Source organism: Staphylococcus warneri (genome assembly GCF_900636385.1).
Taxonomy (GTDB): Bacteria; Bacillota; Bacilli; order Staphylococcales; family Staphylococcaceae; genus Staphylococcus; species Staphylococcus warneri.
On the sequence record NZ_LR134269.1, the window covers coordinates 1864739 to 1891304 of the forward strand.

Sequence of the window (26566 nt, forward strand, 5' to 3'; positions counted from 1 at the left end):
CAATTTATGAGTTATCGTTATTGACTATATCTATTTCAAATCCTAAATCTTCTAACATGTCGTAATCCAATTGATTGGGTTGTCCCCCAGTAATTAAATAGTCTCCAACAAAAATTGAATTAGCAGCTTGTAAGGCTAAGGGCTGTAGTGACCTTAAATTCACCTCTCGTCCACCTGCTATTCTTATTTCCTTAGACGGATTGATTAATCTAAACATCGCAATAATTCTTAAACACTTGATTGGATTTAACTCATCCATATCTCCAAATTTAGTACCTTTAATCGGGTGTAAAAAATTAATAGGTATACTATCAGCATCAATCTTTTTTAATGCTAAGGCCATATCAATGATATCTTCATTTGATTCTCCCATACCACATATTACACCTGAACAAGGTGATATATGATGTCGTTTCATAATCTCAACTGTATTAACACGATCTCTATACGTATGCGTTGTCACTACATTGTCGTGGTATCGTTCGCTCGTATTAAGGTTATGATTATAACGATCGACACCAGCATTTTTTAACCGTTCAGCTTGTTCTTCATTTGTTAATCCTAGACACGCACAAATTTTTAATTGAGGATGGATACTTTTAATTTCTTCTACTGTATCACAAATATGTGTAACTTCTTTATCACTTGGACCACGGCCACTCATCACAATGCAATATGTTCCAATTTGATGTTCTTGCGCTACATTGGCACCATCTTTTATCTGTTCTTTATCAACCAAACGATATCTTTGTTTTTGCTTTATTTCTCTAGATTGACCACAATAGCCACAGTCTTCAGGACAAATACCACTTTTAGCATTTAATATCATATTTAATTTAACACGTTTCCCATAGTAATGCTTTCTAATGTTATACGCTTCATGTAATAAATCAAATGTATCAAAATGTTCATCTTCAAATATATGTATCCACTCTTCTTTAGAAAGATGCTCATTGTTTAAAATTCGTTCTGATAATGTCATCAGAAATCCCCCTCCTACAAAAAGTAATCATTTAATATATCTAAAATCATCAACTTATTTTAGTATAATGTAAACTTTTCACAATTTAAAGTTTACATTTAGTTTAATGAGGCATACACCACTTTTATTTGAAAATTGTATTCATACTGAGAATATGCTACAATTTTATAAATCGAAATAATTACGTTTTATAACAATTAGGAAAGAGTTGATAGTATGCATTGGACAATTATTGGTGGTGGCATTCAAGGGACAACGATAGCTTTAAAATTAAGACAGGCTGGTTTAGACGCTAAAGATTTAACGATTATTGATCCTTATCGTACATTGTGCGAACAATTTAATAGTTATACACATCGTATTAGTATGCCTTTTTTAAGATCACCTTTTGTACACCATATACACCCAAAACCATTTCATTTAAAACAATATGCTAAATTAAATCAGTATACAGGTGCTACTTATGGACCTTATAAACGTCCTCAACGCGATATGTTCATGCATCATGCCCATGAACTCATCCATCAATATCGCTTGAATGAAAGTCATATACGAGGTTCAGTAAAGCATATACATCGCAATCATCAACAACAATGGGAATTAGAATTAAATGATGGTCGAATAATGTCAACGCAGTATTTAATTATTGCTCATGGTTGTAATCATCGTGCCTACATTCCAGAAATGTTTCAACAGCAACCTGATATTCAACATATTTTTGATGAAGAAGAATCACAAATTAAAGAACAACAAACATCTCATGTTGTAGGTAGTGGTATATCTGCTGCGCATTTAGTACTAAAATTAATTAATAATGATGACAGTAAAACAATACATTTATGGCTTAATAAAGATATTGAAATTCATGACTTTGACGCTGATCCAGGATGGTTAGGTCCCAAGAATATGAACACATTCTTAAATATTGATTCTTCTGAAGAACGAATGCGTATTATACAAACAGAACGTCATAAAGGTTCGATGCCTCATGAATTATACCTACGATTAAAGAAAAAGATGAGCCAAGGTCGTTTAATCATTCATAAAAATGAGATTGAAGATATTAAAAATCATCATATCATTACGTCAAATGGCAATATGTATTATGATCATATCTTGTTGGCTACAGGTTTTGAAAATACTGTAATGTCACAACCTATGATTCAAGATTTAGTTTTACAATGCAACGCCCCGATTACGCAATGTGGTTTTCCAGACATAACACATGAACTAGAATGGTTACCTCATTTATTCGTAGCAGGAGGCTTAGCTGATTTAGAACTAGGGCCTTTTGGTAGAAACATTATGGGTGGTAGAGAGGCATCAGAAAGAATTTACCAAGCATTTATTCGTCTACAAAAACAACTCGCATCATAAAATAAATAAAAGCTACCGCTTCAAAACGAAACGGTAGCTTTTATTTATTTCAAGGCTTTAATAGCCATTGTTCCTCGCATTATACTGATTAACTGATTATTGTCATCTTTAATTTCAATATTCCATACTTGTGTTGATTTGCCTTGATGAATAATGGTGGCAATTGCAATGACTTTACCTTCTTTAACAGAATGAATATGATTGGCATTCATCTCTAAACCTAATGGAATATATTTAGAAGTATCAATTAAGTTTGCTGCAGCTAACGAGCATGCAGTTTCACCTAAAGCTAAACTTGCGCCACCATGTAGATAACCAAATGGTTGTTTCACTTTATCTGTTACTGGCATTGAAATGACAACTTTACCTTCTTCTTCAATTTCAACATTCATTTCAAATGTTTCTAATAAATTGGTCAACCTAACACTCCTCTTTTTATACTATAATACCATGGCTGCAATCGTACCAAAAATAATTAATGGGATATTGTAGAATAAAAAGTTTGGGATACAAGTATCTCTAATATGATCGTGTTGACCATCCATATTTAATCCTGCCGTAGGTCCTAATGTAGAATCACTTGCAGGTGAACCTGAATCACCTAAGGCACTAGCTGTACCAATTAACGCTATTAATGCCATTGTATCTAAACCAATAGATGCACCAAATGGAATAAACAATGAGGCGATAATCGGTATAGTTGCAAATGAAGAACCTATGCCTAACGTCACAATCAATCCGATAATGTACATCACTACAATACTAATTAACTTGTGGTCTCCAGTGATACTAGTTAAACTTTTAACTAAACTATCAATATCTCCAGTAGCATTCATAACACCAGCAAAACCATTGGCCGTTAAAATAACCACTCCAATATAGGCCATGATTTTAATACCATCGACAAATTGCTCGTCTAATTCATACCAACTATATGCACGTGATACGAAGAAAACAAGTACACCTGCTAAGGCACCAAAAATCATTGAATCTGTTAATGTTTGTACTATAAATGTCGCTAAAATGGCAATGACAGTTACGACTAATATATATGGTTTTAGTTCAGTAACAGTTGCTCTATCATTAATATTTCTTTCTTCATACTTTCTAGGCTTACGATAGTATATTAGTCCTAAAATCAGACCTACAATATAGCCCATTGAAGGAATAAGCATTGCTTTCCAAATCATATTAAATTCGATAGGATGGTGCGCCTTTTGGAACCCACTTTGAATAATTTGGTGGAATATTTGACCAAATCCATATGGTAGTAATACATATGGCCAACATAAACCAAATCCAATAACTAAACCAATCAAACGTCTATCCATATTTAAATCATTGAATAGACTTAATAATGGCGGTATTACAATTGGAATAAATGCTATATGTACAGGTATCAAGTTCTGACTCATAATACTCATTGCTAAAAGCGCAATGATAATAATCACTTTCACTTTAATTCTTGAAAGTCGACTATTTTCAGAGTGAATGGCCTTAATAATTTTACCAACTAAGTAATCGGTAATACCACTATAGGAAATTAAAGCAGCAAATCCCCCTAATAATGCATAACTCAGTGCGACTTCAGCACCATCAACTATATTTTTACCAAATATATTAATGACTTTTTCAAGGCTCATGCCTGATAGCATACCACCAACTAAAGCACTGATAAATAAACTAATGACAACATTCAACCTACATAAACATAAAATAATCATTAAAATAACAGCAATCACTACTGCATTAATCATACGCAAAACCATCCTTTACTACTCTATCGAACTAAAGTATTTATGCATAATATCATAGCAACTCAATATTATAAAGTCAATACGAAATTGAAATCTGGTTTAAATAACCCTTTCAAAAAATAAAAAAGGAAGCGCTAAGGCGCTTCCTTTAATAACTATAGTGATTTTAACCATTCAACAATCGTTGGAATCATATATCCTGTTGGGCCTTTCGGACCTTTATGTGACATTTTATTTGTCGTTGCCGGACCTGCAATATCAAAGTGCAAATGAGGCACTGAACCACTAAAATGACTAATAAATGAAGCGGCAAATAAGGCTTTACCTTGTCCATTTGTATGGTTGACTAAGTCGGCGACATCACTATTTTTAATTAACTGTCTTTCTGTATTAGTGATAGGTAGTTCAAACACTTGTTCATCAACAGTTTTAGAAATGGTTAAAATTGTATTTAATTGTTCTCTGGCATTTGATTCGAACGCTGCTGCCTTATCTTCACCCAGAGCTACAATTGCTGCACCTGTTAATGTAGCAAAATCTAAAATAACTTGAGGCTGAAATTGAGTTGCATATGCAACAGCATCACCTAATACTAAACGACCTTCAGCATCTGTATTGAGTACTTCAACTGTTTCACCACTTAAAGCGGTATAAACGTCATCTGGCTTCATTGCCTTGTCATTAATCATATTTTCAGCAGAAGCTATGATACCTATAATATTAATGGGTAACGCTAATTGACGAGCAACCTCAATCATTGCAACAACATTTGCAGCGCCACACATATCAAATTTCATCGTTTGCATTCCTGTTTTACTTTTAATACTGTAACCACCTGAGTCATAGGTAATACCTTTTCCTACTAAAACAATTGGCTTCTCATTATTACGACCACCTTCATATCGCATCGTTATAACTCTAGGTTCGTGCATTGATCCTTTTCCTACTGCATGTATCAATCCAAATCCTTCTGATTGTATTGACTGACCATCTTTAATATCTACCTTCACAGATGAGTCTTTAAAACGTTGTAAGACAAGCTCAGCAAAATATTGTGGTGTTAATAGATTAGGAGGTATTTGACTAAATTCACGCGCTAAATTAATTGCTTCTCCTATCGTTCTACCTTCTTGTATGTTAGTTTCAATTTTCTCAAGGTCACGGTCAACATTTACGTATAAATCAGGTTGATAAGGTGCACGCTTATCAGATTTATAATTGTCAAACTGATAAATGGCTTGTTCACTTTGTAAACCTAGCGTTTTAGTCACTACATCCTCTTCTATATGTGGACTTAAAAATGAGGTTAGTAACAATTCTGCTTCTGTGATATGTTCTTGTTTTAAAAACTGAAACACATTTCCCCAAATGATTAAATAATCAGCATAAGTTAATTCTTTAACATTACCTAATCCAACAGTAACAAGACGTTTAGGTTGTTGTTGAATATAGATTATTGACGTCGCTAGTTTTCCAATTGCCCCCTGTATAATATGATTTTTCTTTAATACATTTAAGTCATCTATTAATGATTGTTCATGATACACAATATCTTTTAATTGATTCATATGTTCAGGAACACCAATAATTAATGTTTGCATGTCATCTTGATTAGTAGAATTAATATGTATATTCATAATACGATCTCCTTTTGATAACTAATTCAAATCAACTACCTTTATAAGTGATACTCTTTAAAGCCACTCTTTATATAGTCGTAAAAACTATTATTTATATATAAGCATACAAAAAAGCCTCCAAACTTTTAAGTAAGGAGGCTTCATTTATCATAAAAAGTTAGAATTTACCTTTTTTGAATGCAAGACCTACGCCACCGATTTTAAATACGGCACGAGTGTCGATAACTTTCTTCATGAATGCAGCTTTTTTACCAGTAATATCTTTACCGTAAACAATACCTACACCATCATGAGAACCTAATGAACATACTGTACCACGATCAACATATTCAAATTCTTCTTTAGCTTCGCCATTTAAGATATGTTTGATGTTTTTAGCAACATGTTCACCTTGTTGCATTGCGATTTGAGCTGTTGTTGGTAATGGACGTTCTTCACCAGCTGGGATGAATGCAGAAACATCACCGATAACAAAGATATCATCATGACCTGCAATAGTAAGGTCTTGATTAGTTACAATACGGCCACGTTTAACGCCTTCAAATGATTCTTCCATTAAGTGGCTACCACGTACACCTGCAGTCCATACTGATGTACCTGCTTCTAATTGTTGTTTTTCACCATTTACTTCTACTACGAAACCTTTTTCGTTACAAGCAACGATTGGTGTAGCAATTTTAAATTCTACGCCACGGTTTTCTAGGTAGTTTACAGCATGGTTAACTAAGTCATCTGAGAACATTGGTAACATTTTAGGTGCTGCTTCAACACAAGTGATTTTCACTTTGTTTTGGTCAATACCATATTTGCTACATAATTCAGGAATTCGATCAGTTAATTCACCTAAGAATTCGATACCAGTAAATCCAGCACCACCAACTAAGATTGATAAATCTTTGTCGTCTTTCTCTTTAGAAGCTGCATAATTAGCGAATTTATCTTCGATATGACGAGATAATTGACGCGTAGTTAAAACATTTTCAATTTGGAAAGCGTGATCTTTCATTCCGTCAATACCAAATGTTTCACTAACAAATCCTAATGCTACAACTAAGATATCGAAATCATAGATGCCTTTGTCAGTTTCTACTTTTTTAGCATTACGGTCGATTTTAGTAACTTCCGCAGTTACGAAGTTCACTTTGTCTTTTTTCAATACACTTTCAACTGGGTATAATAAATCTTCATAATTAATTGTACCTGCTGAAGCTTCATGTAACCAAGTTGCTTCGTAATGATAATCATTTTTGTTAATTAGAGTGATTTCCGCTTCTTCTGCAGAAAGTTCTTTTTGTAATTTAGTAACAGTTTGTAAACCTGCATAACCCGCACCTAAAACTAATACTTTTTTACGTTCTTGAGCCATTGTTTTCACCTAAGCTTTCATAATATTTTAACTCCAGTGTAACATACTTAAAAATACACGAACTTTAATTAAAGTCTTGCTTTTTAACCACGTCAACACAGTAATTATTACGTCTTTTTTCTTTAAGCTATATCTCGTGAAGTTCACAGAAAAGACAATATTTAATCCAAGTTTAATTCTATAGCTTTTACACAATATTTTCAAGCGACAATAGTCTACTTTGTGAAAAATTTAATTTATTGGATTAAAACCGTCATATCGCCTAGCAATCTTCTGGATTACCTGCAACTTTTGCAGTTCTAAATGAACTACCGCAACCACATGAAGCAATAGCATTTGGATTATCAATTTGGAATCCGCCACCCATTAGTGATTGTTTAAAATCGATTGTAGTACCGTTTAACACTGGGGCATCATGTTTATCTACTAATACTTTCAAACCAAAGAATTCTAATACTTCATCGTTTTCACATGGTTCAGCTTCTGCTGACATACCATAAGTCAATCCTGTGCATCCACCACCATTGACTTTAATTTTAAGATAACCATCAGGCATATCATTACTTTCTAACATATCTTTTACTTCATATGCTGCCGCTTCAGTTAAAATAACTGTTTGCATTGCCATAACCTCCTATAATAAATTCGTAAAATCATTTTCTTCTATATGTTTATATATATTATTTAACAAATCGTCCGGTGTATCTCCTTCAACAATATCACCATCGACCAGTGCATACAAGCCGTCGGAGCATATACCACAATTTTGTAAGCATCCGTATTCTAATACATCTACATCGGGATCATTTTCTAACTTTTCATAAACTACATCTCCACCTTTAGCCATATTGGAAATGCAGAATTCAACTAACGGAAACATACGACACCCTCTCTATTACAATAGTTATAATATTATAACAAACAACAAGTTAATATGACTATCATTGAGCTTAAAATGTTAAAAATAGAAAAATTTGCTAATAAAACAATTTATTCTATTTAATTCGATATATATTTGTAGTCAATTTGAAAAACCGATATAATAATCATATAAATACATAGTCATATAAGATAAGATGGTTAAAGTTTTGTTCATTTCCATCATTTTTTTGGGCAAAAATGCTTAATATGACATTAGTCTGAAGGGCAATATTGAAATTAATGCTCTTATTTATAACATGATTTTTTAGGATAAAGGGGTATACTAAAATGAAAAACATTGTTTTATTAGGCGGGGGTTACGGTAATATGCGTATTATGTCTCGTATATTGCCTAATGCATTACCAGAAGGATACAGGTTAACTCTTATTGACCGTATGCCATTCCATGGTTTAAAACCAGAATTTTATGCACTAGCTGCTGGTACAAAATCAGATAAAGATGTACGTATGTCATTTCCAAATGATGCTAATATCAATACAGTTTATGGGGAAATTAATGATATTAATTTAGATGAGCAAATCATCTCAGTTGGCAATTCAAAAGTGGATTATGATGAGTTAGTTATCGGCTTAGGTTGTGAAGATAAATATCATAACGTTCCAGGTGCAGATACGCATACACACAGTATTCAAACCCTTTCGAAGGCACGTGATACTTTTCATAGTATTAGTGAATTACCTAAAGGTGCTAAAGTTGCTATTGTTGGTGCTGGGTTGAGTGGTATTGAATTAGCTAGTGAATTACGTGAAAGTCGTGCAGATTTAGAAATATTACTATACGATCGTGGCCCACGAATATTACGAAATTTCCCGGAAAAACTTAGTAACTATATTTCAAAATGGTTCTCTAAACACGATGTTACTGTAGTGCCAAACTCAGTCATTGATAAAGTTGAACCTGGACAAATCTTTAATAATGGTGTTCCTGAAAATGTCGATTTAGTCGTTTGGACTGCTGGTATTCAACCAGTTGAAGTAGTAAGAAACTTACCTATAGATATCAACAATAACGGCCGTGTCATTTTAAATCAGTATCACCAAATTCCTACTTATCCAAATGTTTATGTTGTTGGAGACTGTGCAGATTTACCACATGCGCCTAGTGCTCAATTAGCAGAATTACAAGGTGAACAAATCGCTGACGTCATGAAAAAGCAATGGAATAATGAACCATTACCTGAAAAAATGCCAGAACTTAAAGTACAAGGTTTCTTAGGCTCTCTAGGTGATAAACAAGGATTTGCATATATTATGGATAGAACTGTTACGGGACGTCTCGCTTCTATCTTAAAATCAGGTGTCCTGTGGTTATATAAATATCATAATGGCTAAAATAAACACAAGGGACAGTGAAATCATTTCAATTGGTTTCACCGTCCCTATTTTTAATATCCTATGATATCTTTCCATATTTAAAAATGTTGATCTACAAATTGAGTAATCTTCTTCGTTTGAATATAACCATCTGCTACATATTCATCGTTCATTGTGATCAAAGGATAAAATAATTCATCTTCTTGAATACGTTCAATAAATTGTTGATCGTGATCTGTTAAATTTTCTGTATCCTTTTCAATATCAATATAAGTAAATTCAAAATGATGTTGTGGAAATTTTCTTTTTAATAATGGTTGTATCCATTCAAATGTATCTTTTGATGTCGGTGCATTCACACAACTCGCACATACCACATCTGCCCCATAAACAACAACACTTACTTTAGTCATTGAAATCCCTCGTTTTGATTTATAGATTTTTCTTTCTTAATCTATTATAATGTACTAATAATGATAATGAAATAATTTACTTGAAAGGAGACATATCTCATGCCTACTGAGAATGCGACAATGTTTGATCAAGTAGCTGAAGTAATAGAACGTTTACGTCCATTTTTATTACGTGATGGTGGCGACTGTACGTTAGTTGATGTTGAAGACGGCATCGTTAAATTACAATTACATGGTGCTTGTGGTACTTGCCCGAGCTCAACAATAACATTAAAAGCTGGTATTGAACGTGCGTTACACGAAGAAGTACCTGGCGTTATCGAAGTTGAACAAGTATTCTAATGTTTTTCGTTAGTGAAATATAAAGATATAATATAAAATGATTGATTTCGTTTTATCCCATCAACGGATGATTAATCCATTGATGGGTATTTTTGTATTATTTTGCATTGTTTATTCTTCATATCGACATTGAAATAATTCAATCAAAGCATTTAAATTATTATCTTGATATTTATCTTTATGCTTTATGAGATAAAAATTTCGAAAGACGTCTAACTTAACAGCACCTAAAACATTATGATGTTCTTCGTCTAATACAGATTTAGAAATCACAGTAAATCCCTTTCCAGCTTTTACCATATCAACGATAACTTGATTACTATTAATTTCCACTAAATATGGATGTAATGATAAGTTAGTTAGCCCAATTTCTTGATAAATTCTTGTACCTGATCCTTGTTCTCGAACAAAGCAAATTTGTTTCTCATTAAAGCCTACTTTTTGATTGTAAATTAACACCATTTCATCTTGTGCTATGCATGCTAAATCAATGGTATTGTCTTGAATTTCTCTTTCTACAATTCCAATGTCTACAACGTTGTGTTTAACATTATTTAATACCGTATCTGAATTGGTTAAATAAGCATTTACATGTAATTCTGGATATTGGTTAGCCATTTCTATTAATTTTTGTGATAAATATTGCTCACCATATGTATAACTACTGCCTAAAGATAGTTCACCCGCTACTTCTTTTCTATCATTCTTTAAATTTTGCCAAAGTTCCTGCTCTATATTTTCACGTTGCAGTGCATATTTTAAAATCTTCTCTCCATCTGATGTTAGGCGGATAGATGGTCTAGTAAATTCAAAAATTTTAACATTATACATAGTTTCAAGTCGTTTAATGTCACGGCTAATAGATGGCTGTGAGGTGTACAGACGCTCTGCTGCCTTTGTAAAATTCGATGTCTTAACAACTTCTATTAATACTTTATATGGATCCATAGATATTCCCCTTTTAAAATTCCATTTTCATCATATCGTTTTCGTTATATATACTATATCAAAGATTTATTTAACGTTATAACATTGCAATGCTAAACTTTCTCGTATGGGAGGAACGTCATATGATTCAACAGAAGCATAAAAATTTTATCATGGGTATCTTATTTACATTTGGCATTGCGATGTTAAGTCTTGCTTTATCTAAATTACCTATACTCACACATGTCGGTAGCTTATCTATTGCAATACTTATTGCAATATTATACCGCCACTTTAAAGGTTATCCAGATCAATACAAAGTTGGTATAACATTTTCATCTAAACGCCTATTGAAAATTGCTATCGTCTTTTACGGTCTCAAGTTGAATATCGATGAAATCTTAGGACATAGTGGCCCACTGTTAATAATGGATGCAGGAATAATCATCTTTAGCATTGTTATGACATATGCCTTAAGTCGTTTGTTTAAAGCTGAGACGTCAATTACTACTCTATTAGGTGTCGGTACTGGTATTTGTGGGGCAGCAGCTATAGCGGCTATTGCACCTGTAATAAAATCTAAGGATAAAGATATTGCCATTAGTGTTGGTATTATCGCATTAGTCGGCACTGTCTTTTCATTATTTTATACTTTAATCTATTCAATTGTTCATATGTCATCTATCCATTTTGGTATTTGGTCTGGTACAAGTTTACATGAAATTGCTCAAGTTGTTTTAGCCGGAAATTATGCTGGTATTGATTCATTAAAAATTGCTTTATTAGCTAAATTAGGACGGGTATTTCTACTAATACCTGTGATTATCATTTTTATACTGTGCGTTAAATATAAAAATAAGGATAGCGAACAATCACATCGTATCGATTTCCCTTATTTTTTAATTGGTTTTATTGTAATGGCATTAATTAATACATATATTCCACTTCCATCAATTCTAATAAAAGTATTAGAAATCATAACCAATATCTTCTTACTAATGGCGATGGTAGCACTTGGATTAAATGTTTCTTTTAAAGATTTAAAATCTAGAGCATTAAAACCCTTATTCATTATTATTATCGTATCTATTTGCTTATCGATCATAAGTTACTTTGTCACTCAAAACTTATTCTAAAAAACGCCTTTCAAGATATTTATGATGATATTTATCATCATTGATACTTGAAAGGCGTTTATTATTATTTGTTATCTTCTTGATGCTTATGTTTATCTTTGTGATCAACTTTAGGTTGTTTGTCATCGTTCATATGTTTGGCAATTTGTTGGTCAACATAGACCCAACCTTTCCATCCTATATGAACAGCATCGCTAATAACATATTTTTCATAGTCTTTATCTGACATATCATATATTTTACCGCCATTATCAACGACAGTAGAATGTATTTTTTTATAGACTGCTTGACGTCTATCACTATCAATACCAATATGATCGTACCATTTACCATTCGAAGGAATGCTTACATACTGCACATCTGCGCCAGCTTTATTCATTGTTTGAACGAGTAATTTTAAGTCTTGGAACTCAGGAGAGTTAACGTTAAATTCATAATCACGTTTGATTTTACGTTTATTTTCTTTGATTAATTTCCAATATGGATCTCTAATATGATATTGATTAGATTTCGTATTATCTTTACCGATTTCTTCTGCTTTATTTCTCATTTGACTCCATGATGCTTTTTCATCTGTTACAGGATCAACATGAGACAATGGTGGTTTAGTGAAAGAGAATAATGATTTAATTGCTTCAATCTTAATTAATTGATTTTCTTTAAATGCTGAGATGTAATTCCCAGATACATGATTCGGATCTTTCGCAACTTGTTTTAAATAATCTTTATTATGAACATGTGGGAATTGTAACAAACGTTTAGCAAAACGTTGTTTCAAATCTTCCGGCATATCCTTTTGATTAAACATTTGGTTAATTTGTGTTTGTGACATACGTACATCAAAGTTTTGGTTAGTTAATCCATGATTAGTAAACCATTGTGGTGAGATAATAAAAGTTAATTTTTTACCTTTTAAATTATCATATTGAGACGCAAGTTCCACTGCATTAATCAAATCTGTTGATCCACCAGTACCTAATAGAAATACATTTTTGTCAGAATTATGTTTATTCAATGCAATTGCTGGATTGAATGGATCATCTTTACCTAATTCACTAGAACCATAAATAGGATAGTATTTATCTGACTTATAAAGTTGATTTTGAATGAGCGTGCCTTTTAATACTTGATCTGTTAATGAAATTCTATTATTAGCAAGCGTTTTATCAGATATTAATCCTGTAAACAACTGTGCTGGTAACAGGACGAATATGATAAAAATAACGCCACTAATTAGAATTGGTAAAAAAGGTTTTAATTTCATCGTAGTTCTTCTAATGCTTCCACAATTTTATTTGGTGTAGCCCACTCATCACGGTCAAAGTCCATAATTGATACTTCGATATCTAATTTATTTTGAATTTCTAATAATAAACCTACAGTTTGGAAAGAATCAATAATACCTTCTTCGAAAATTTCTACATCAGGGTTCTCTTTTACGATATCGTTTTCTGCAACCTCTGCTAATAAATCTAATACTTGATCTCTAAATTCCATAATTAATTACTCCTTTATTAAATAAATTTACCTGAGAAAATTAAAAAGCCAAACGCAACAAAATGGAAAGTAATCACAACACTTAATGCTGTAGTCCATTTATTTTGCCAACGTGGAGGATGTTGTTTTCTCCATTTTTCATAATAACCATAACCTATAAATAGTGCTGCATGGTATAAACCATATACAATATAGTAAACTTCTAAACCGTGCCAAATCCCCATAATAAAGAAATTAAGGAAGAATGCAATATTGGACATTGCTAATTGACTCTTAAACATCTTTTTACGAGACATATAAAATAAAGATCTCATATAAATACAGTCTCTAAACCAGAATGATAATGTCATGTGCCATCTATTCCAGAAGTCTTTAATATTTTTGGATTGGAATGGTTTATTAAAGTTAGGTGGTGTTTTAATTCCATATAAATAACTAAGCGCTATAGCAAATAAACTATAACCTGCAAAGTCAAAGAATAGATAAAAGCTATATGCATACATATATAACCACATATGTGTGAATCCATGTAAATTCATTTGTAATGGATTAATTGCATATACTTGAATGAAATAGGCAATAATATATTTATATAAAAAGCCTATCATAATCATGTGGATTGCTTTTAATACTAATTCTCTATATTCCCCACCAGTTGGAACCTTTTTATCATCTTTAACAAATCGTTTATATCTGTCAATTGGTCCAGAAGAAATAGTTGGGAAGAATGAAATAAACTGGATTAATTTACCCACTTTAATCTCTTTAATAGACCCATCACGAATTTCCATAATTAATTGAACACTTTTAAATGTAACATAAGATATTCCAAGGAATCCTACAAACTCAATTAATTTACTTTCATGGAAATGAATTTGGTGGCCACCTAGCCATGTACTTTGTAATACTTTAACTAATGCTAAAGGTAATATAGACAGAATCATGATAGTTACAAATTTTGCAAATGTGTTATTTTTCTGTCTAGATTTATAATAAAACATGATTAGGCCAACTTGCCAAATAATATATATGATAAAACTTATTAACTGTACGCTTAGGTACTTTTGTCCAAACAAATTATGCTTATCTGAAGAAAAGATAAGTACAATCATAATTGCTGTACTAATACCGTTATATATATAGCTTCGCTTACCTAAAAAGCCAAGAATAATAACAGGAATAAGTACGATAAATGATATTAGGAAGAATGTAAATGTGCCATAAGGTATCATCCGTTAACTACCTCAGCAATCTTCTTACGGTCAAGTTTACCATTAGATGTCAGTGGTAACTGCTCCATCCAAACAAACTTTCTCGGAATCATGTACTCTGGTAAGCGCGATTTCAATTCGTCTTTAATAGCTTTAGTCATTTGTCTCTCATCTTCAACTTCTTCTGTTGATACGACAGCACCAATTAAATGAATAACTTTATCATTTTTATAAACTGGCACTACAATCGCTTCTCGGATTAAGTCAGAATCACGTAATTGTGACTCTATTTCTTCTAATTCCATGCGATAACCGTTTAATTTGATTTGGAAGTCGATACGACCTTGTATGAACCATAAACCATTTTCTTCTTTTGCTTTATCACCTGTATGGTAAGTTCTTACTCTGTCCTCAAAATTAAACACAGCCACTGTTTTTTCTTCGTTTTTTAAATAACCAACACTGACGCTTTGACCTTGAATAACTAATTCGCCATCTTCAGTTGTCGTCAATTTAGTACCTGGTCTAGCCACACCTACTGGAAGTGGATTATATTGTTCTAGTACCTCTGGTGTAATTTGAATACTAGTCACTGCAACTGTAGCTTCTGTAGGCCCATACGTATTATAAATCGTTCCATTAGGGAAACGGTCTACTAATGCTTTAGCAGTTCTATGTCCTAAAATTTCTCCACAGAAGAAGAAATGATTCAAACTACCATATTGTTCCTCATTTAAAGTCGGTAATAATAAACACATTTCAATAAATGATGGTGTAGAAACCCAAATGTTAATCGGTGTCGCTTGTAACATATCATTTAATAATTTAGGTTTATTAATCATATCTTTATCAACTAGGTTTAATGTACCACCTGAAACTAAACATGGATAAATAGCCATTACTGATAAATCAAATGAAAATGGTGCTTGGTTTAACCACTCCTGGCCATTGCCAGATTTATTCAATGAATCCATCCATTCTGCAAATTCAACTAAACTTGCATATTCAATTTGTACACCTTTAGGTTCGCCTGTAGAACCTGATGTAAAGATTGTATATACAACGTCATTCGCCTTCATTTGGCTATCAAAAATTACAGGATCTTGTGAATTCTCAACGTTTTCAATTGTGATAACTTGAGCGTTATGTTGATCTAATGTGTAATCAGTCGTATTAAAGATATATTCAGGTTGTACTTTATCGATAATCATCTTCACACGTTCTTCTGGCACTGACGTATCGATAGGTACATATCCACATCCTGCTTTAATTGCACCAATCATACCTACAATCATGAATGGTGACATATGTCCAAATAGAATCATAGGTTGTCGACTGCCTTGTAGTTGATGTGCAAGTTTACTAGAAAATTCATCTAGTTGTTTATAAGTGATTTCATCAGTCGTATGTCTTACTGCAATTGCTTCTGGTTGTTGTTTACTTAATTGACTGAGAATATTAATAATATCTGTCATAGTTTTCTCCCTCATTAAAATTCATTATAAATGAAGTTATTCTGTGTATCTCCGCTTCCATAAATTAAATATAGTGCGATAAATATTGCTAAATATAACAATGTTAAAAGGTACGGCTTCATTGCTAGGTAATACTTATTCGTAGGTTCCTTACCTTTAGATTTCATTTGGCACCTCTCCTAAAATTTAAATATCTTTATTTCAAGCTATTAAGTATCCATAGTCTCTTTAAATAGCTCTGATATATAATTAATTATTTATATTTTATTTTTATAATTCATTATACTCATTCTTCGGCTGAAATTCAAAACAATTTTTAAACATTGAACGCTTATCTGTTTATACCAATGTCTTGATATACCTCTTATGCATGAGTAATTATTTACTGAATATTATTATTCTAAATCTTAAGCGTGAATTAAACAATTACAGACCATATAACAAAATTGTTAGATTAACAAAAATTCAATCAAAAAAGCTTATTTACTTTACGTAATTAGTAAACAAGCTTTGTTCTAAGTTATTTAACTTGATACAGGCGTTATGGCTGGTTCGTTATTAAGAACCGCTTTAATATTATCTACACACAATTGTACCATGCGGTCTCGCGTATATTCTGACGCACTTCCAATATGTGGGACAATCACTACATTAGGCATTTTAAGTAGTGGGTGTTGCTCTTCAATTGGCTCTTGCTCTAACACATCTAATCCACATGCCAAGATTTGCCCAGTATTCAATGCATGTACTAAATCATTTTCATTCACAATTGCACCTCTACCGATATTGATAAAAATGGCATCTGCTTTCATTTTTGCAAAAGCTTCGGCATTGAATTTATATTTAGTTTCGTCCGTCAATGGCGCAGTACAAACAACAAAATCACTTTTCTATAATAGTTCTTCAAAGAATACAAATGTTGCATTATAATCACGCTCTGCATCTTCATGTCTCGAACGATTATGATAAAGGACGTTAGTATCGAATCCTTTTAAACGTTTGGCAAATGCTTTTCCAATGTCTCCCATTCCGAATATACCAACTGTTGAACCATATACATCTTTACCTGATAATAAATATGGTCCCCAACTTTTCCATTGACCTTCTTGAACATATTTCTCAGCTTCAACGATACGACGTGCAGTTGCCAACATTAATGTGAAACCTAGTTCTGCAGTTGTCTCAGTAAGTACTTCCGGCGTATTAGTAACTGTGATACCTTTTTGATTAGCTAAATTAACGTCAATATTATCATATCCTACCGCCATATTTGCAATTATTTTTAAATGTGGCGCATTCGCTAGACACGTTTCATCTATTGTTTCACTTAATGTTATAAAGCATGCTACAGCATCTTGTAATTCTGCTAAAAATTGATCTCTCGGCATAGGTATTAATGATTCATTCCAGACAACTACCTCTGCAATGTCTTCTAATTGTGTTATGAATTTTTGAGGAATTTGACGAGATACGACAATTTTATTCAATATAAAATCTCCTCTATATAAATTTATTTTTCTAATGCACTAATAGTTTCATTTAAATCTTTAAATGAATATGTTGGTGGCACATCTTTTGTTTGAATTTCATCAAATGTTGTTACACCTGTTTGTACATGTATCGTATCAATACCAACATTGATACCTGACATAATATCCGTGTCATATAAATCACCAACCATGGCTACATCCTGTTTATCAAGTTGTAATATATCTAATGATTTTTCCATGATAATTGTTTCCGGTTTACCGATGAATTGTGGTTGAACACCAGTAGAAACTGTTACAACACTTGTTATCGCACCATTACCAGGTAAAAAGCCACGTTCTTTTGGTATTGAAACATCTGGATTAGTTGAAATAAATGTTGCACCTTTTCTTACTGCAAGTGTTGCAATCGCAAGCTTTTCATATGTTACATTTTCATCTAAACCAATGACAACATAATCTACATTTTCATCTTCTTTAACTACAAGACCAGCTTCAGTTAGAGCAGTATGTAAACCTTCTCCACCTAACATGTATACAGAAGCACCTGGTGATTTTTCTGAGATATAATCTGCAGTTGCTAATGCAGACGTAACCACCTCATTTGCAGTTGCATTAATGTTCATTTCATGTAATTTTGCTGCGACCTGTTCAGGTGTTTTTGTTGAGTTATTTGTTACATATAAATGAGGGATTTGATTTTGATTTAAATAATCAATAAATTGACTTGCACCATCAATTTCATCAGTACCTTTATACATCGTTCCATCTAAATCAATTAAATATGCCTTGTAATGCTTCACGCTTAATTCTCTCCTTTACCAAATGCAGTAATTGGAACATTTTCATTATTTAAAAATTGCACGACCTCATCGATAAATTGTTTATAAAATGGTAATGCATGATCAAATAATGGTTCAATTTCCTTAGTATCTAGTTGAATGTAGTTGTGTGCAAATTGCTTTCTAACATCAACAGTTTGATTAATATGCTCTTGTGTCTCTTTTGAAATGACGTTTTCTAATTCTAAAATATCGATGACATCTTTATAATTACCTGGATCTCTTAAAATAAATCCATCAATAATCATATTGCCAATATCGACTGAAGATTCGATTAACATCTGTGCAATTCTTTCAAATGCATATTGATTTTTTTTATTTGTTTCATAATCATTCGTTAATTGTTGTAAGTAATTCAGTTTTTCTGAAAGTTTATCTTTGTCTACAAAATACATTCCTTAGTCACCTCTTATTATCTTAATCATATCACAACTTTGCAGTACACTTCATTTGTCGTTATACTAACTTTAGTAAATTTCGTATTAAAGGGGTCTTAAAAAATGATTGATATGTACTTATATGATGATGAAGAACAAAGCCAAGTTCAATTTGTGGGCTTTGTTGGAGAACATAGTCGATACGATTTGATGTTAGTACAAACAGATCGTCATTATGGAAAAACACTTGTCTTAAATATGCAGACTAATAAATTTGGTATCATAGGATCAGATGATATTGAAGAAGAAGGTTATATCGCTCATATTCTTGGCGTATCATCTGAAGAAGGCGATGAAATCATAGAATATCTTAATGAAGTTATTCAATAAAAATAAAGTAAATCTCCCTCTGCTTACGTTAGAGTATTTAGAGGGAGATCATTAATTTGATTATAGTTATATTATTATTTTTCAGTATCTTGGATTGTTGGTTGTATTTTGACATCATGTAATTTGTCTTCTTGATCTATAATTGCCGGGTCATCTATTCGTTGTTTTACTTCGATATTAGATAAATGCTTAACCACAAAATAAGGACACCCAAAATTACAATATTCCAATAAGTAGTCCTGAATACTTGAGAAGCGTTTACTGATTTCAGCTTTTTTATTTGTATCTTTATAGAAACCTTTTAAACGTAATTGATCGTATCCAAAGTCTCCAACGACATAATCATATTTATCTAATATATCTGAATATCTATTGGCAAATATCTCTTCATCGAAACACGCTCTATAATCTTCTATTAATTCAAAATATTGTTGTTCTACTTTTATCATTTTTTCACCTAATCCACTTCTCGAATGATTATGTCTCTATTTTAACAATTTTGACCTATAATATTCAATTTTACTCACTTTCATATACTGCATAGATAGTATTAAAAAACAAGAACCACTTCATTTATTCTCATAAAAAAGTGGTTCTATCAAAACATTCAACTTCATTTAATGAATGTCATTACTATGATTAGCTATTTAATTGTTCTTCACCTTGACGTTGTTTTTCTTTTGCAGCTTCATTAACTTGTTCGTCTGCATGATAAGAACTACGTACTAATGGTCCTGCTTGACAATGTTTAAATCCTTTTTCCATAGCTACTTTTCTCATTTTACCAAATTCTAATGGTGTATAATATTTTTCAACTTTTAAATGTTTACGTGAAGGTTGTAAATATTGACCTATAGTTAAAATATCTACATCATTGGCACGTAAATCATCCATTGTTTCATAAATTTCTTCCATTGTTTCCCCTAAGCCAACCATTAAACTTGATTTTGTAGGAATATCTGGTTGTAATTCTTTAGAACGACGTAAGAATTCTAATGTACGATCATATGTTGCACGAGCACGAACTCTAGGTGTCAAACGACGAACTGTTTCGATATTGTGATTTAAGATATCTGGTTTAGAAGCCATTAACGTTTCTAACGCGTCGTAGTCACCGCCCATGTCTGACGGTAAAATCTCAATTGTAGTGAATGGGTTTCTTGCTCTAACTTTTCTTACTGTTTCAGCATACACATTTGAACCTGCATCACGTAAATCATCACGCGCTACCGCAGTAATAACAACATGTTTTAAGTTCATTAATTCTACTGATTCTGCAACACGTTCTGGTTCATTTAAGTCTAATTCGTTAGGCAAACCAGTTTTAACAGCACAGAAACGACAAGCACGTGTACATACAGCTCCTAAAATCATAAATGTAGCAGTACGTCTTTCTCCCCAACACTCATGTATATTTGGACACTTTGCTTCTTCGCAAACAGTGTGTAAATTCTTTTCACGCATCATTTTCTTAAGGCCAGTATAGTTTTCGTTCGTGTTCAGCTTTATTTTCAACCAATCTGGTTTTCGTAGTATTTCCTCATTTTTTGTAGCCATAACAACGCATACCCTCCTGTTTAATCTCTCTCTATTTTATTATAACGAAATTAACCATAAATTAAAATCTAATCTATTGTTATTTTAAAATTCTAGTAACTTTTGTTTAAATATATCCCGTAAAAATTCGGGCATGATATATTCTGTTGGAAGTCCTTTTAACGATGGGAAATATCTACCAAATGTATACATATCTACTGTTCCTAGAATATAATATTCATCATTTTGTATTTCTTTTCCATCAACAAAATAACGTCCTTCTGATTCTATAAAGCCTAATCGATATAAAATATATCCACCAAAAATGTCTCCTCGGAAACCAAGACCTTGTGCATGCTCATGCAGATATTCTTGCTTTTGACTTTTAACAATAACTTTTTTAAGTTCTTCTCCAGTCAATTTTACTCTTACAACATTGATAGGATGAGGTAACATACGATGAATATCGAATTCCGTGATTTCATCCGCATCAATGCCTTTGACAATTAACCCTGCATTTATAATTGTACAATCCGCATTTGTGAATTCATAGACACTTTCTGCTAATAAATACGACGTTTTTGTGATCACATCTGTTTTATTATCTAACTTAAGCGGGTGATTCACAACTGGCGTACTCATCATCGACTTACCTTCCTCATCAAAATTGGTATTTACTTCTGGTAAGGTTTCTAATGGATGCAAACACGCAGTCTTACTTGTGACCTTATTATCTTCAATTGTTAAGTTCACTTCTCCCAAATAGTGTCCATATTTACCAGCTGCTGCCATTAATACACCATTATTCATTTGACCGTGATCAAAATGATGATGTGTATGACTACCAAGAATTAAATCAATTTCAGGAATTTCTTGGCATAATTTCTCATCAAAAAACACGCCTACATGACTCATTACAATTAACACATCATAATGTCCGTCGTTAGCCTTTATTTCATCTTTGATGGATTCAAGTGGATCTGTAACAACCCAATCCAAAGCTCTATAAAATGGTGTGAATGGTGCTGTTGCAGCTACAAATAATATGCGGACACCATCTATTTCTTTTATATATGATGATGCTATACGGTTAGGCAGATGTCCCTCTTCATCAAATACATTGGCACAAATCACTTCAAATTGTGCATTTGTATATAAATTTTGTAATGCCTCATGCGAAATTGTCATACCTTCATTATTACCTATTGTTGCAATATCACATTTAGCTTCATTTAATAATTCTATATTTTTCTTTCCTAGGGTTGCTTGCGTAATCGGTGCTGATAAATCAACATGATCACCTATATCCAAATATAGTGAGGGATGTTGAAGTTTTGAGCGATGTTCTGTCATATATGATTGAATACGTGTATATTCGTTTAAATGACTATGAATATCATTAGTATGGTATATTGTTAACTTCAAAATGCTTCCCCCTTTTTAAGTTGTTTTGTTAAGCCATTATATAATGTAACATGTATCGTAAAAATAAATAGATATATGTACTTTTAACATTTTAAATAATAGATTTAATAATTAAATATGCACCTATTAGCAACATTACAGTACGTAACAACATTACAACTGTATCAGACTTAATAGAATGATTGACCTTAACACCAATTTTAGCGCCTATATAACTTGAAATAATAAGTACAATTGAATAATCCCAAGCCACATGACCTTGAATGATATGACCAATGGAACTCATCACACTTGAAAAGAAAATCATCATCATACTCGTTCCAACTGCCACATGAGGTGGAAATCTAAAAACAATTAGCATTAACGGTGTCATTAATGCTCCACCACCAATACCAAAAAGTCCTGTAAGAATACCAATCAATAAGGTAGCAACAAAAGCAACTAATGGTGGAACGCTATAATGATAAGTTTTTCCTTCTGCATCTATATATGTTTTCTCATATTTTGGTTTGTTAAATATTTTAAATGGTTTAATTTTATGTCTTACCATTAACAATATGGCTACAAATATCATAAATATCCCAAAGTAGAGATTAAATGACTTTAATGTTAAATACTGACTTAAAAAAGAACCAATTAATGACCCGGGTAATAATCCAAATAAGAAAATAGAACCGTTTTTAATGTCAACTTGTTTCGTTTTTAAATAGCCTAATGAGGACGACAACCCAGTCACAATGAGAATGACAGAGGATGTCCCTATTGCGATTTGAGTAGTAATACCATGTAAAATACTATGATCTACTCCGAGATAGACTAATGTAGGTACAATAATGATGCCACCGCCAATACCTACTATTGAACCTATAATCGCTGACAATCCACCAATGATAATTAATAATAAAATTGTTAATAACATTTACTTTCGCCTCTTAGAATAATTTTAGTTGTTGTGGTGCGAGTCCTTCATAGTCAATACCGAGAATATTTTGATATGTTTTAGCATTTTGAGCTGCATGACCACCAGAGTTATTATTAAAAACAACGTATACTTTTTTAGCTTTTTGTTCTAAAATTTTAACCTTCTGTGCTAAATCCAGTAATTCTGTTTTATTATAATTGTATAGATATCTTACATCTCGCCATTCTTGATCGGTCATATCTTTTTTTGTCCAACCATGTACATTTCTTCCATGATATCTAACAAAAGCAATATCACTAGTTATTCTATTAACAAGTGGAATACTTGCATCTTTGACTTGGGGTTCATCTACAACCGCATGTATAATTTGATGTTCAGTTAAAAAGGACAACGTTTCCTCTTTAAATTGATCGTTAAACCAAGACTGGTGTCTGAATTCAACACACATTGGATAGTCTTGCAATTGTTGTTTAACATATAAAATATACTTAATATTTTGACTTGAACAATCAAACCATGGTGGAAATTGTACTAAAACCATTGCTAGTTTTTGACTTTCTTGTAATGGCGCCAACATTTCTTTAAATGCATCAAAGAGTTCTTGGCGTGTTTCTGAAAAATCTCTAAAATCTGCATGTAGCGTCAAAGCTTGATGTATTTTAACTACAAATTGAAACCTCTCTGGCGTTTCATTAATCCATTTCTTGATATTACGTTCTGGTTGAATCGCGTAGTATGATGCATCAAGTTCTACAATAGGAAAATGACTTGAATATGTTTTTAATTTATCTGATTTTCTAGCTAGATCTTCATATAATGTATCATGATCTCCCCAACCAGTTAGACCTATATTTATCATTTATATCACCAAATTAATGATACCACAGAATAAAACAACGATTCACTTTATCTATTTCAAATTTACAGATTCTTAGTAATCCATTATCAACTAACAGATTATGAATCTAATAATTAAAAAGCTCTCCCTTAATTATTTTAAGAGAGAGTTTGATTTAAGATTTATAAATTTGACATATCATTGATACGACTGACCATACGTTCTATTAAATCTGCAGCTTTTTGTTTTTCAGCTAATCTTGGTGATTGACCACTCCATATATGGGTTAGTTCACTTTCACCTTGTTGTACAGCAGCCTTTCTAATTTGAGCAGTTAACTGATTTTGTATCGGGTAATCTGGTATATCCCCTTGATATTCGTTCATTTCTTTAACGAATTGGTTATTAATACCACGAGCATTTTTGCCACTAAATACATTAGTGACCACTGTATCAGTCTCTTTACTTTTTAATATAGTGTCTTTAAGTAACTCGTTTGCTCCACTTTCATGAGAAGTTAAGAATGCAGTTCCCATTTGCACTCCTTGTGCTCCTAACATTAGACTGGCAAGTAAACCTCTTTCATCCATAATACCACCAGCTGCGACAACAGGTATAGATACATGGTCGACAATTTGAGGTACTAAAGACATTGTGCCAACCATTGGTTCAGTACTATGACCAATTTGTAAGAACGCTCCTCTATGCCCTCCCGCTTCACTTCCTTGTGCTACGACGATATCTATTCCTGCCTTTTCATTTTCTATAGCTTCTTCTACTGTTGTAGCTGTACCAATCAATATCACTTGATGTTCTTTTAACTTTTTAATAGTTAGCGCATCAGGGATACCGAATGTAAAACTACAGATTGGTACTTTATACTTAATAATCATGTTTACAGCTTCATTAAACTTTTGAGTTTCGTCAATGTTAACCACTGGTTCCTCTAAATGAAAAGCTCTTCTATACGGTTTTAACCATTCATTCATTTGATCGACCTGTAGTGGATTTACAGTGGCATTTTGATTAGGTACAAATAAATTGACACCAAACGGTTGAGAGGACTTTTCTTTTACTGCTTTAATTTCACTTTCCAACTTATCAATACTAAAATATCCAGCTCCTATAGTACCAAGTCCACCTTTTTCACTGACAGTAGCAACTAAAGATGCAGTAGTACTACCAGCCATACCTGCTTGTATAATGGGATATTGAATGCCTAATAAACGTGTTAACTTATTGTCATTCCACATTTTACTCACCTTTTCTAATTATTACGCTTTGTTTTATTGAGATAGGTTTGCTTTTCTAATTTTTCCTCTTCTTCTTTATCTAATTCGTCTTCGATTTCCATTCCTAGCAACTCTTCTATTAAATCTTCATGTGAAACAATTGCGTCTGTCCCTCCAAATTCGTCTAGTACGATTGCTAAATGTTTTCTAGAAACCGTCATTTTTCTAAGTACCCATTCAGCCCTATTATGTTCATTTACAAATAAGGGGTCTGATGAGAAATTAGTTATTGATTCGTATTTTTTCTTACTCCATGCTAATAGATATTTAGAATGGAATACACCTACGACATGATCTATATCCTCATCATAAATTGGATAACGTGTATATGGTTCATTCATTACTGTGTCATATGCTTCATCAAATGAAATATCTTTTGGAAATGCTACAACATTGACACGAGGCGTTGTATCTACATCCTTTATTTTAAGATTTTCAAAATCTAATACGCCTTTTAATCGATTCTGTTCTGTTTCATTAAATGCACCCTCACGTCCTGCAACAATCAACATTGTACGTATTTCTTCTTTAGAGTACTGATTATCATCAGATTTGTCATTTGAAAATGATTTACTAATTTTACTTGTAATAGTATTCAACATTTTTGTAATTGGTTTAAGAATGATAACAAATGTCCGAATGATTGGATATACAATACGTGAAGTTTTATCAGGATTCGCTGCTGCAATTGCTTTGGGTATCACTTCAGATACTAATACAATGATTATGATCATGATAATAATTGCAACTAATACATTAAATTGCATTTTAATAGCAAAGAGTGTTACAAGCACTGGTAATATGATATTACTTATATTTTTTATGATTAATATTGTAGTTATAAACTCACTTGGTTTATCTAATAATTGAGAAAGTTTTTGTGATCTTTGATTACCATTTTTCGCTTCAGTCTGAAATTTACTTTTGTTTGCTGCCGTTAATGCTGTTTCACTAAGTGAAAAAAAGAATGATACTAATAATAAGAATATGATAGCTATTATCATGAAGCATACCCCTTAGTCATACAAATTTTCTTTAATAATAATTAAAACATTCCCTTGAATATACTTTTATAAAC

The 26566-nt window shown here is 32.2% G+C and carries 28 protein-coding genes and 1 pseudogene; 5 read left to right on the forward strand and 24 right to left on the reverse strand.

Annotated features, from left to right (window positions below; translation table 11 throughout):
* Positions 1 to 4 precede the first annotated feature (4 nt).
* The gene (bioB, locus tag EL082_RS09070) at positions 5 to 982 is read right to left on the reverse strand and encodes a biotin synthase BioB (protein WP_015365234.1); all 978 of its coding nucleotides are present in this window, start codon (positions 980 to 982) and stop codon (positions 5 to 7) included.
* A 216-nt stretch (positions 983 to 1198) separates the two neighbouring features.
* Here bioB and EL082_RS09075 point away from each other — a divergent pair, with 216 nt between their 5' ends.
* Positions 1199 to 2359: an NAD(P)-binding domain-containing protein gene (locus EL082_RS09075; protein ID WP_103286260.1), complete on the forward strand. Its 1161-nt coding sequence runs from the start codon at positions 1199 to 1201 to the stop codon at positions 2357 to 2359.
* Positions 2360 to 2403: 44 nt separating this feature from the next.
* On the opposite strand, the gene EL082_RS09080 is transcribed toward EL082_RS09075, so the two are convergent.
* The 6 genes from EL082_RS09080 to EL082_RS09105 all read right to left on the reverse strand — a co-directional run bounded on the left by EL082_RS09080 (position 2404) and on the right by EL082_RS09105 (position 8002).
* Entirely contained in the window at positions 2404 to 2778 is a 375-nt protein-coding gene (locus EL082_RS09080; protein WP_049415345.1) for a PaaI family thioesterase, read from the reverse strand.
* 21 nt (positions 2779 to 2799) lie between these two features.
* On the reverse strand, positions 2800 to 4116 hold the full coding sequence (locus EL082_RS09085; protein ID WP_002467043.1) for a Na+/H+ antiporter family protein: 1317 nt from the start codon (positions 4114 to 4116) through the stop codon (positions 2800 to 2802).
* A gap of 155 nt (positions 4117 to 4271) precedes the next feature.
* A complete protein-coding gene (locus EL082_RS09090; RefSeq protein ID WP_002467046.1) occupies positions 4272 to 5753 on the reverse strand; it encodes a leucyl aminopeptidase family protein in 1482 nt (493 codons plus the stop codon).
* A gap of 160 nt (positions 5754 to 5913) precedes the next feature.
* Positions 5914 to 7122, reverse strand: a complete 1209-nt coding sequence (locus tag EL082_RS09095) for an NAD(P)/FAD-dependent oxidoreductase (RefSeq protein ID WP_002450823.1) — start codon at positions 7120 to 7122, stop codon at positions 5914 to 5916.
* A 262-nt stretch (positions 7123 to 7384) separates the two neighbouring features.
* A complete protein-coding gene (locus EL082_RS09100; protein WP_049415342.1) occupies positions 7385 to 7744 on the reverse strand; it encodes a HesB/IscA family protein in 360 nt (119 codons plus the stop codon).
* A 12-nt stretch (positions 7745 to 7756) separates the two neighbouring features.
* Positions 7757 to 8002: a YuzB family protein gene (locus EL082_RS09105; RefSeq protein WP_002466668.1), complete on the reverse strand. Its 246-nt coding sequence runs from the start codon at positions 8000 to 8002 to the stop codon at positions 7757 to 7759.
* Positions 8003 to 8331: 329 nt separating this feature from the next.
* Here EL082_RS09105 and EL082_RS09110 point away from each other — a divergent pair, with 329 nt between their 5' ends.
* Positions 8332 to 9396 (forward strand): NAD(P)/FAD-dependent oxidoreductase, encoded by a 1065-nt coding sequence (locus EL082_RS09110; RefSeq protein WP_015365237.1) that lies wholly within the window; start codon positions 8332 to 8334, stop codon positions 9394 to 9396.
* 80 nt (positions 9397 to 9476) lie between these two features.
* Here EL082_RS09110 and EL082_RS09115 read toward each other — a convergent pair whose 3' ends face one another.
* The gene (locus EL082_RS09115) at positions 9477 to 9791 is read right to left on the reverse strand and encodes a YuzD family protein (RefSeq protein ID WP_002466665.1); all 315 of its coding nucleotides are present in this window, start codon (positions 9789 to 9791) and stop codon (positions 9477 to 9479) included.
* A gap of 99 nt (positions 9792 to 9890) precedes the next feature.
* Between EL082_RS09115 and EL082_RS09120 the strand changes: the two genes are divergently transcribed.
* Complete coding sequence (locus EL082_RS09120) at positions 9891 to 10133, forward strand: NifU family protein (protein ID WP_002433501.1); 243 nt, start codon at positions 9891 to 9893, stop codon at positions 10131 to 10133.
* A 111-nt stretch (positions 10134 to 10244) separates the two neighbouring features.
* Here EL082_RS09120 and EL082_RS09125 read toward each other — a convergent pair whose 3' ends face one another.
* On the reverse strand, positions 10245 to 11081 hold the full coding sequence (locus tag EL082_RS09125) for a LysR family transcriptional regulator (RefSeq protein WP_002466684.1): 837 nt from the start codon (positions 11079 to 11081) through the stop codon (positions 10245 to 10247).
* 122 nt (positions 11082 to 11203) lie between these two features.
* Between EL082_RS09125 and EL082_RS09130 the strand changes: the two genes are divergently transcribed.
* Entirely contained in the window at positions 11204 to 12196 is a 993-nt protein-coding gene (locus EL082_RS09130; RefSeq protein WP_002466669.1) for a YeiH family protein, read from the forward strand.
* Positions 12197 to 12260: 64 nt separating this feature from the next.
* On the opposite strand, the gene dltD is transcribed toward EL082_RS09130, so the two are convergent.
* The 8 genes and pseudogenes from dltD to EL082_RS09170 all read right to left on the reverse strand — a co-directional run bounded on the left by dltD (position 12261) and on the right by EL082_RS09170 (position 19103).
* On the reverse strand, positions 12261 to 13460 hold the full coding sequence (gene dltD, locus EL082_RS09135) for a D-alanyl-lipoteichoic acid biosynthesis protein DltD (RefSeq protein ID WP_049415337.1): 1200 nt from the start codon (positions 13458 to 13460) through the stop codon (positions 12261 to 12263).
* Complete coding sequence (gene dltC, locus EL082_RS09140) at positions 13457 to 13693, reverse strand: D-alanine--poly(phosphoribitol) ligase subunit 2 (RefSeq protein WP_002433359.1); 237 nt, start codon at positions 13691 to 13693, stop codon at positions 13457 to 13459. Before dltC ends, dltD begins: the two co-directional genes overlap by 4 nt.
* Positions 13694 to 13710: 17 nt before the next feature.
* Positions 13711 to 14925 (reverse strand): D-alanyl-lipoteichoic acid biosynthesis protein DltB, encoded by a 1215-nt coding sequence (gene dltB, locus EL082_RS09145; RefSeq protein ID WP_002466671.1) that lies wholly within the window; start codon positions 14923 to 14925, stop codon positions 13711 to 13713.
* On the reverse strand, positions 14922 to 16379 hold the full coding sequence (gene dltA, locus EL082_RS09150; protein ID WP_002466683.1) for a D-alanine--poly(phosphoribitol) ligase subunit DltA: 1458 nt from the start codon (positions 16377 to 16379) through the stop codon (positions 14922 to 14924). Before dltA ends, dltB begins: the two co-directional genes overlap by 4 nt.
* 14 nt (positions 16380 to 16393) lie before the next feature.
* Positions 16394 to 16546, reverse strand: a complete 153-nt coding sequence (locus EL082_RS09155) for a teichoic acid D-Ala incorporation-associated protein DltX (RefSeq protein ID WP_002466673.1) — start codon at positions 16544 to 16546, stop codon at positions 16394 to 16396.
* A 357-nt stretch (positions 16547 to 16903) separates the two neighbouring features.
* Positions 16904 to 17866 (reverse strand): annotated as a pseudogene (locus EL082_RS09160) (2-hydroxyacid dehydrogenase).
* Between the two features lie 23 nt (positions 17867 to 17889).
* Entirely contained in the window at positions 17890 to 18669 is a 780-nt protein-coding gene (locus EL082_RS09165) for a TIGR01457 family HAD-type hydrolase (RefSeq protein ID WP_015365240.1), read from the reverse strand.
* Between the two features lie 2 nt (positions 18670 to 18671).
* The gene (locus EL082_RS09170) at positions 18672 to 19103 is read right to left on the reverse strand and encodes a DUF86 domain-containing protein (RefSeq protein ID WP_002466677.1); all 432 of its coding nucleotides are present in this window, start codon (positions 19101 to 19103) and stop codon (positions 18672 to 18674) included.
* Between the two features lie 105 nt (positions 19104 to 19208).
* Between EL082_RS09170 and EL082_RS09175 the strand changes: the two genes are divergently transcribed.
* Positions 19209 to 19475: a DUF3055 domain-containing protein gene (locus EL082_RS09175; protein WP_002466670.1), complete on the forward strand. Its 267-nt coding sequence runs from the start codon at positions 19209 to 19211 to the stop codon at positions 19473 to 19475.
* Between the two features lie 74 nt (positions 19476 to 19549).
* Here EL082_RS09175 and EL082_RS09180 read toward each other — a convergent pair whose 3' ends face one another.
* From EL082_RS09180 to EL082_RS09210, 7 genes are all read right to left on the reverse strand, one after another.
* Positions 19550 to 19924: a YutD family protein gene (locus tag EL082_RS09180; protein ID WP_002466674.1), complete on the reverse strand. Its 375-nt coding sequence runs from the start codon at positions 19922 to 19924 to the stop codon at positions 19550 to 19552.
* 190 nt (positions 19925 to 20114) lie between these two features.
* Positions 20115 to 21032, reverse strand: coding sequence for a lipoyl synthase (gene lipA / locus EL082_RS09185; protein WP_002466676.1), 918 nt, complete (start codon positions 21030 to 21032; stop codon positions 20115 to 20117).
* 84 nt (positions 21033 to 21116) lie between these two features.
* Positions 21117 to 22436: a bifunctional metallophosphatase/5'-nucleotidase gene (locus tag EL082_RS09190; protein ID WP_002466666.1), complete on the reverse strand. Its 1320-nt coding sequence runs from the start codon at positions 22434 to 22436 to the stop codon at positions 21117 to 21119.
* A 91-nt stretch (positions 22437 to 22527) separates the two neighbouring features.
* Positions 22528 to 23355 carry a sulfite exporter TauE/SafE family protein gene (locus EL082_RS09195; protein ID WP_002466672.1) on the reverse strand — a complete coding sequence of 276 codons (828 nt, stop codon included), beginning with the start codon at positions 23353 to 23355 and terminating at the stop codon, positions 22528 to 22530.
* 13 nt (positions 23356 to 23368) lie between these two features.
* Complete coding sequence (locus EL082_RS09200; RefSeq protein ID WP_002466678.1) at positions 23369 to 24217, reverse strand: DUF72 domain-containing protein; 849 nt, start codon at positions 24215 to 24217, stop codon at positions 23369 to 23371.
* A gap of 161 nt (positions 24218 to 24378) precedes the next feature.
* Positions 24379 to 25449, reverse strand: coding sequence for an NAD(P)H-dependent flavin oxidoreductase (locus EL082_RS09205; RefSeq protein WP_002466686.1), 1071 nt, complete (start codon positions 25447 to 25449; stop codon positions 24379 to 24381).
* Positions 25450 to 25463: 14 nt separating this feature from the next.
* On the reverse strand, positions 25464 to 26492 hold the full coding sequence (locus EL082_RS09210; protein WP_002466682.1) for a hemolysin family protein: 1029 nt from the start codon (positions 26490 to 26492) through the stop codon (positions 25464 to 25466).
* Positions 26493 to 26566 lie beyond the last annotated feature (74 nt).

Excerpts from the sequence above, each read along its gene's own strand:
- EL082_RS09095 (WP_002450823.1), bottom strand. The coding sequence starts at position 7,122 with ATGGCTCAAGAACGTAAAAAAGTATTAGTTTTAGGTGCGGGTTATGCA.
- bioB (WP_015365234.1), bottom strand. The coding sequence starts at position 982 with ATGACATTATCAGAACGAATTTTAAACAATGAGCATCTTTCTAAAGAA.
- EL082_RS09090 (WP_002467046.1), bottom strand. The coding sequence starts at position 5,753 with ATGAATATACATATTAATTCTACTAATCAAGATGACATGCAAACATTA.
- EL082_RS09195 (WP_002466672.1), bottom strand. The coding sequence starts at position 23,355 with ATGTTATTAACAATTTTATTATTAATTATCATTGGTGGATTGTCAGCG.
- EL082_RS09105 (WP_002466668.1), bottom strand. The coding sequence starts at position 8,002 with ATGTTTCCGTTAGTTGAATTCTGCATTTCCAATATGGCTAAAGGTGGA.
- EL082_RS09175 (WP_002466670.1), top strand. The coding sequence starts at position 19,209 with ATGATTGATATGTACTTATATGATGATGAAGAACAAAGCCAAGTTCAA.
- EL082_RS09180 (WP_002466674.1), bottom strand. The coding sequence starts at position 19,924 with ATGATAAAAGTAGAACAACAATATTTTGAATTAATAGAAGATTATAGA.
- EL082_RS09110 (WP_015365237.1), top strand. The coding sequence starts at position 8,332 with ATGAAAAACATTGTTTTATTAGGCGGGGGTTACGGTAATATGCGTATT.
- EL082_RS09085 (WP_002467043.1), bottom strand. The coding sequence starts at position 4,116 with ATGATTAATGCAGTAGTGATTGCTGTTATTTTAATGATTATTTTATGT.
- dltA (WP_002466683.1), bottom strand. The coding sequence starts at position 16,379 with ATGACAGATATTATTAATATTCTCAGTCAATTAAGTAAACAACAACCA.
- EL082_RS09075 (WP_103286260.1), top strand. The coding sequence starts at position 1,199 with ATGCATTGGACAATTATTGGTGGTGGCATTCAAGGGACAACGATAGCT.
- dltC (WP_002433359.1), bottom strand. The coding sequence starts at position 13,693 with ATGGAATTTAGAGATCAAGTATTAGATTTATTAGCAGAGGTTGCAGAA.
- EL082_RS09200 (WP_002466678.1), bottom strand. The coding sequence starts at position 24,217 with ATGATAAATATAGGTCTAACTGGTTGGGGAGATCATGATACATTATAT.
- EL082_RS09130 (WP_002466669.1), top strand. The coding sequence starts at position 11,204 with ATGATTCAACAGAAGCATAAAAATTTTATCATGGGTATCTTATTTACA.
- EL082_RS09205 (WP_002466686.1), bottom strand. The coding sequence starts at position 25,449 with ATGTGGAATGACAATAAGTTAACACGTTTATTAGGCATTCAATATCCC.
- dltB (WP_002466671.1), bottom strand. The coding sequence starts at position 14,925 with ATGATACCTTATGGCACATTTACATTCTTCCTAATATCATTTATCGTA.
- EL082_RS09115 (WP_002466665.1), bottom strand. The coding sequence starts at position 9,791 with ATGACTAAAGTAAGTGTTGTTGTTTATGGGGCAGATGTGGTATGTGCG.
- lipA (WP_002466676.1), bottom strand. The coding sequence starts at position 21,032 with ATGGCTACAAAAAATGAGGAAATACTACGAAAACCAGATTGGTTGAAA.
- EL082_RS09100 (WP_049415342.1), bottom strand. The coding sequence starts at position 7,744 with ATGCAAACAGTTATTTTAACTGAAGCGGCAGCATATGAAGTAAAAGAT.
- EL082_RS09120 (WP_002433501.1), top strand. The coding sequence starts at position 9,891 with ATGCCTACTGAGAATGCGACAATGTTTGATCAAGTAGCTGAAGTAATA.
- EL082_RS09155 (WP_002466673.1), bottom strand. The coding sequence starts at position 16,546 with ATGAAATCTAAAGGTAAGGAACCTACGAATAAGTATTACCTAGCAATG.
- EL082_RS09125 (WP_002466684.1), bottom strand. The coding sequence starts at position 11,081 with ATGGATCCATATAAAGTATTAATAGAAGTTGTTAAGACATCGAATTTT.
- dltD (WP_049415337.1), bottom strand. The coding sequence starts at position 13,460 with ATGAAATTAAAACCTTTTTTACCAATTCTAATTAGTGGCGTTATTTTT.
- EL082_RS09170 (WP_002466677.1), bottom strand. The coding sequence starts at position 19,103 with ATGTATTTTGTAGACAAAGATAAACTTTCAGAAAAACTGAATTACTTA.
- EL082_RS09210 (WP_002466682.1), bottom strand. The coding sequence starts at position 26,492 with ATGATAATAGCTATCATATTCTTATTATTAGTATCATTCTTTTTTTCA.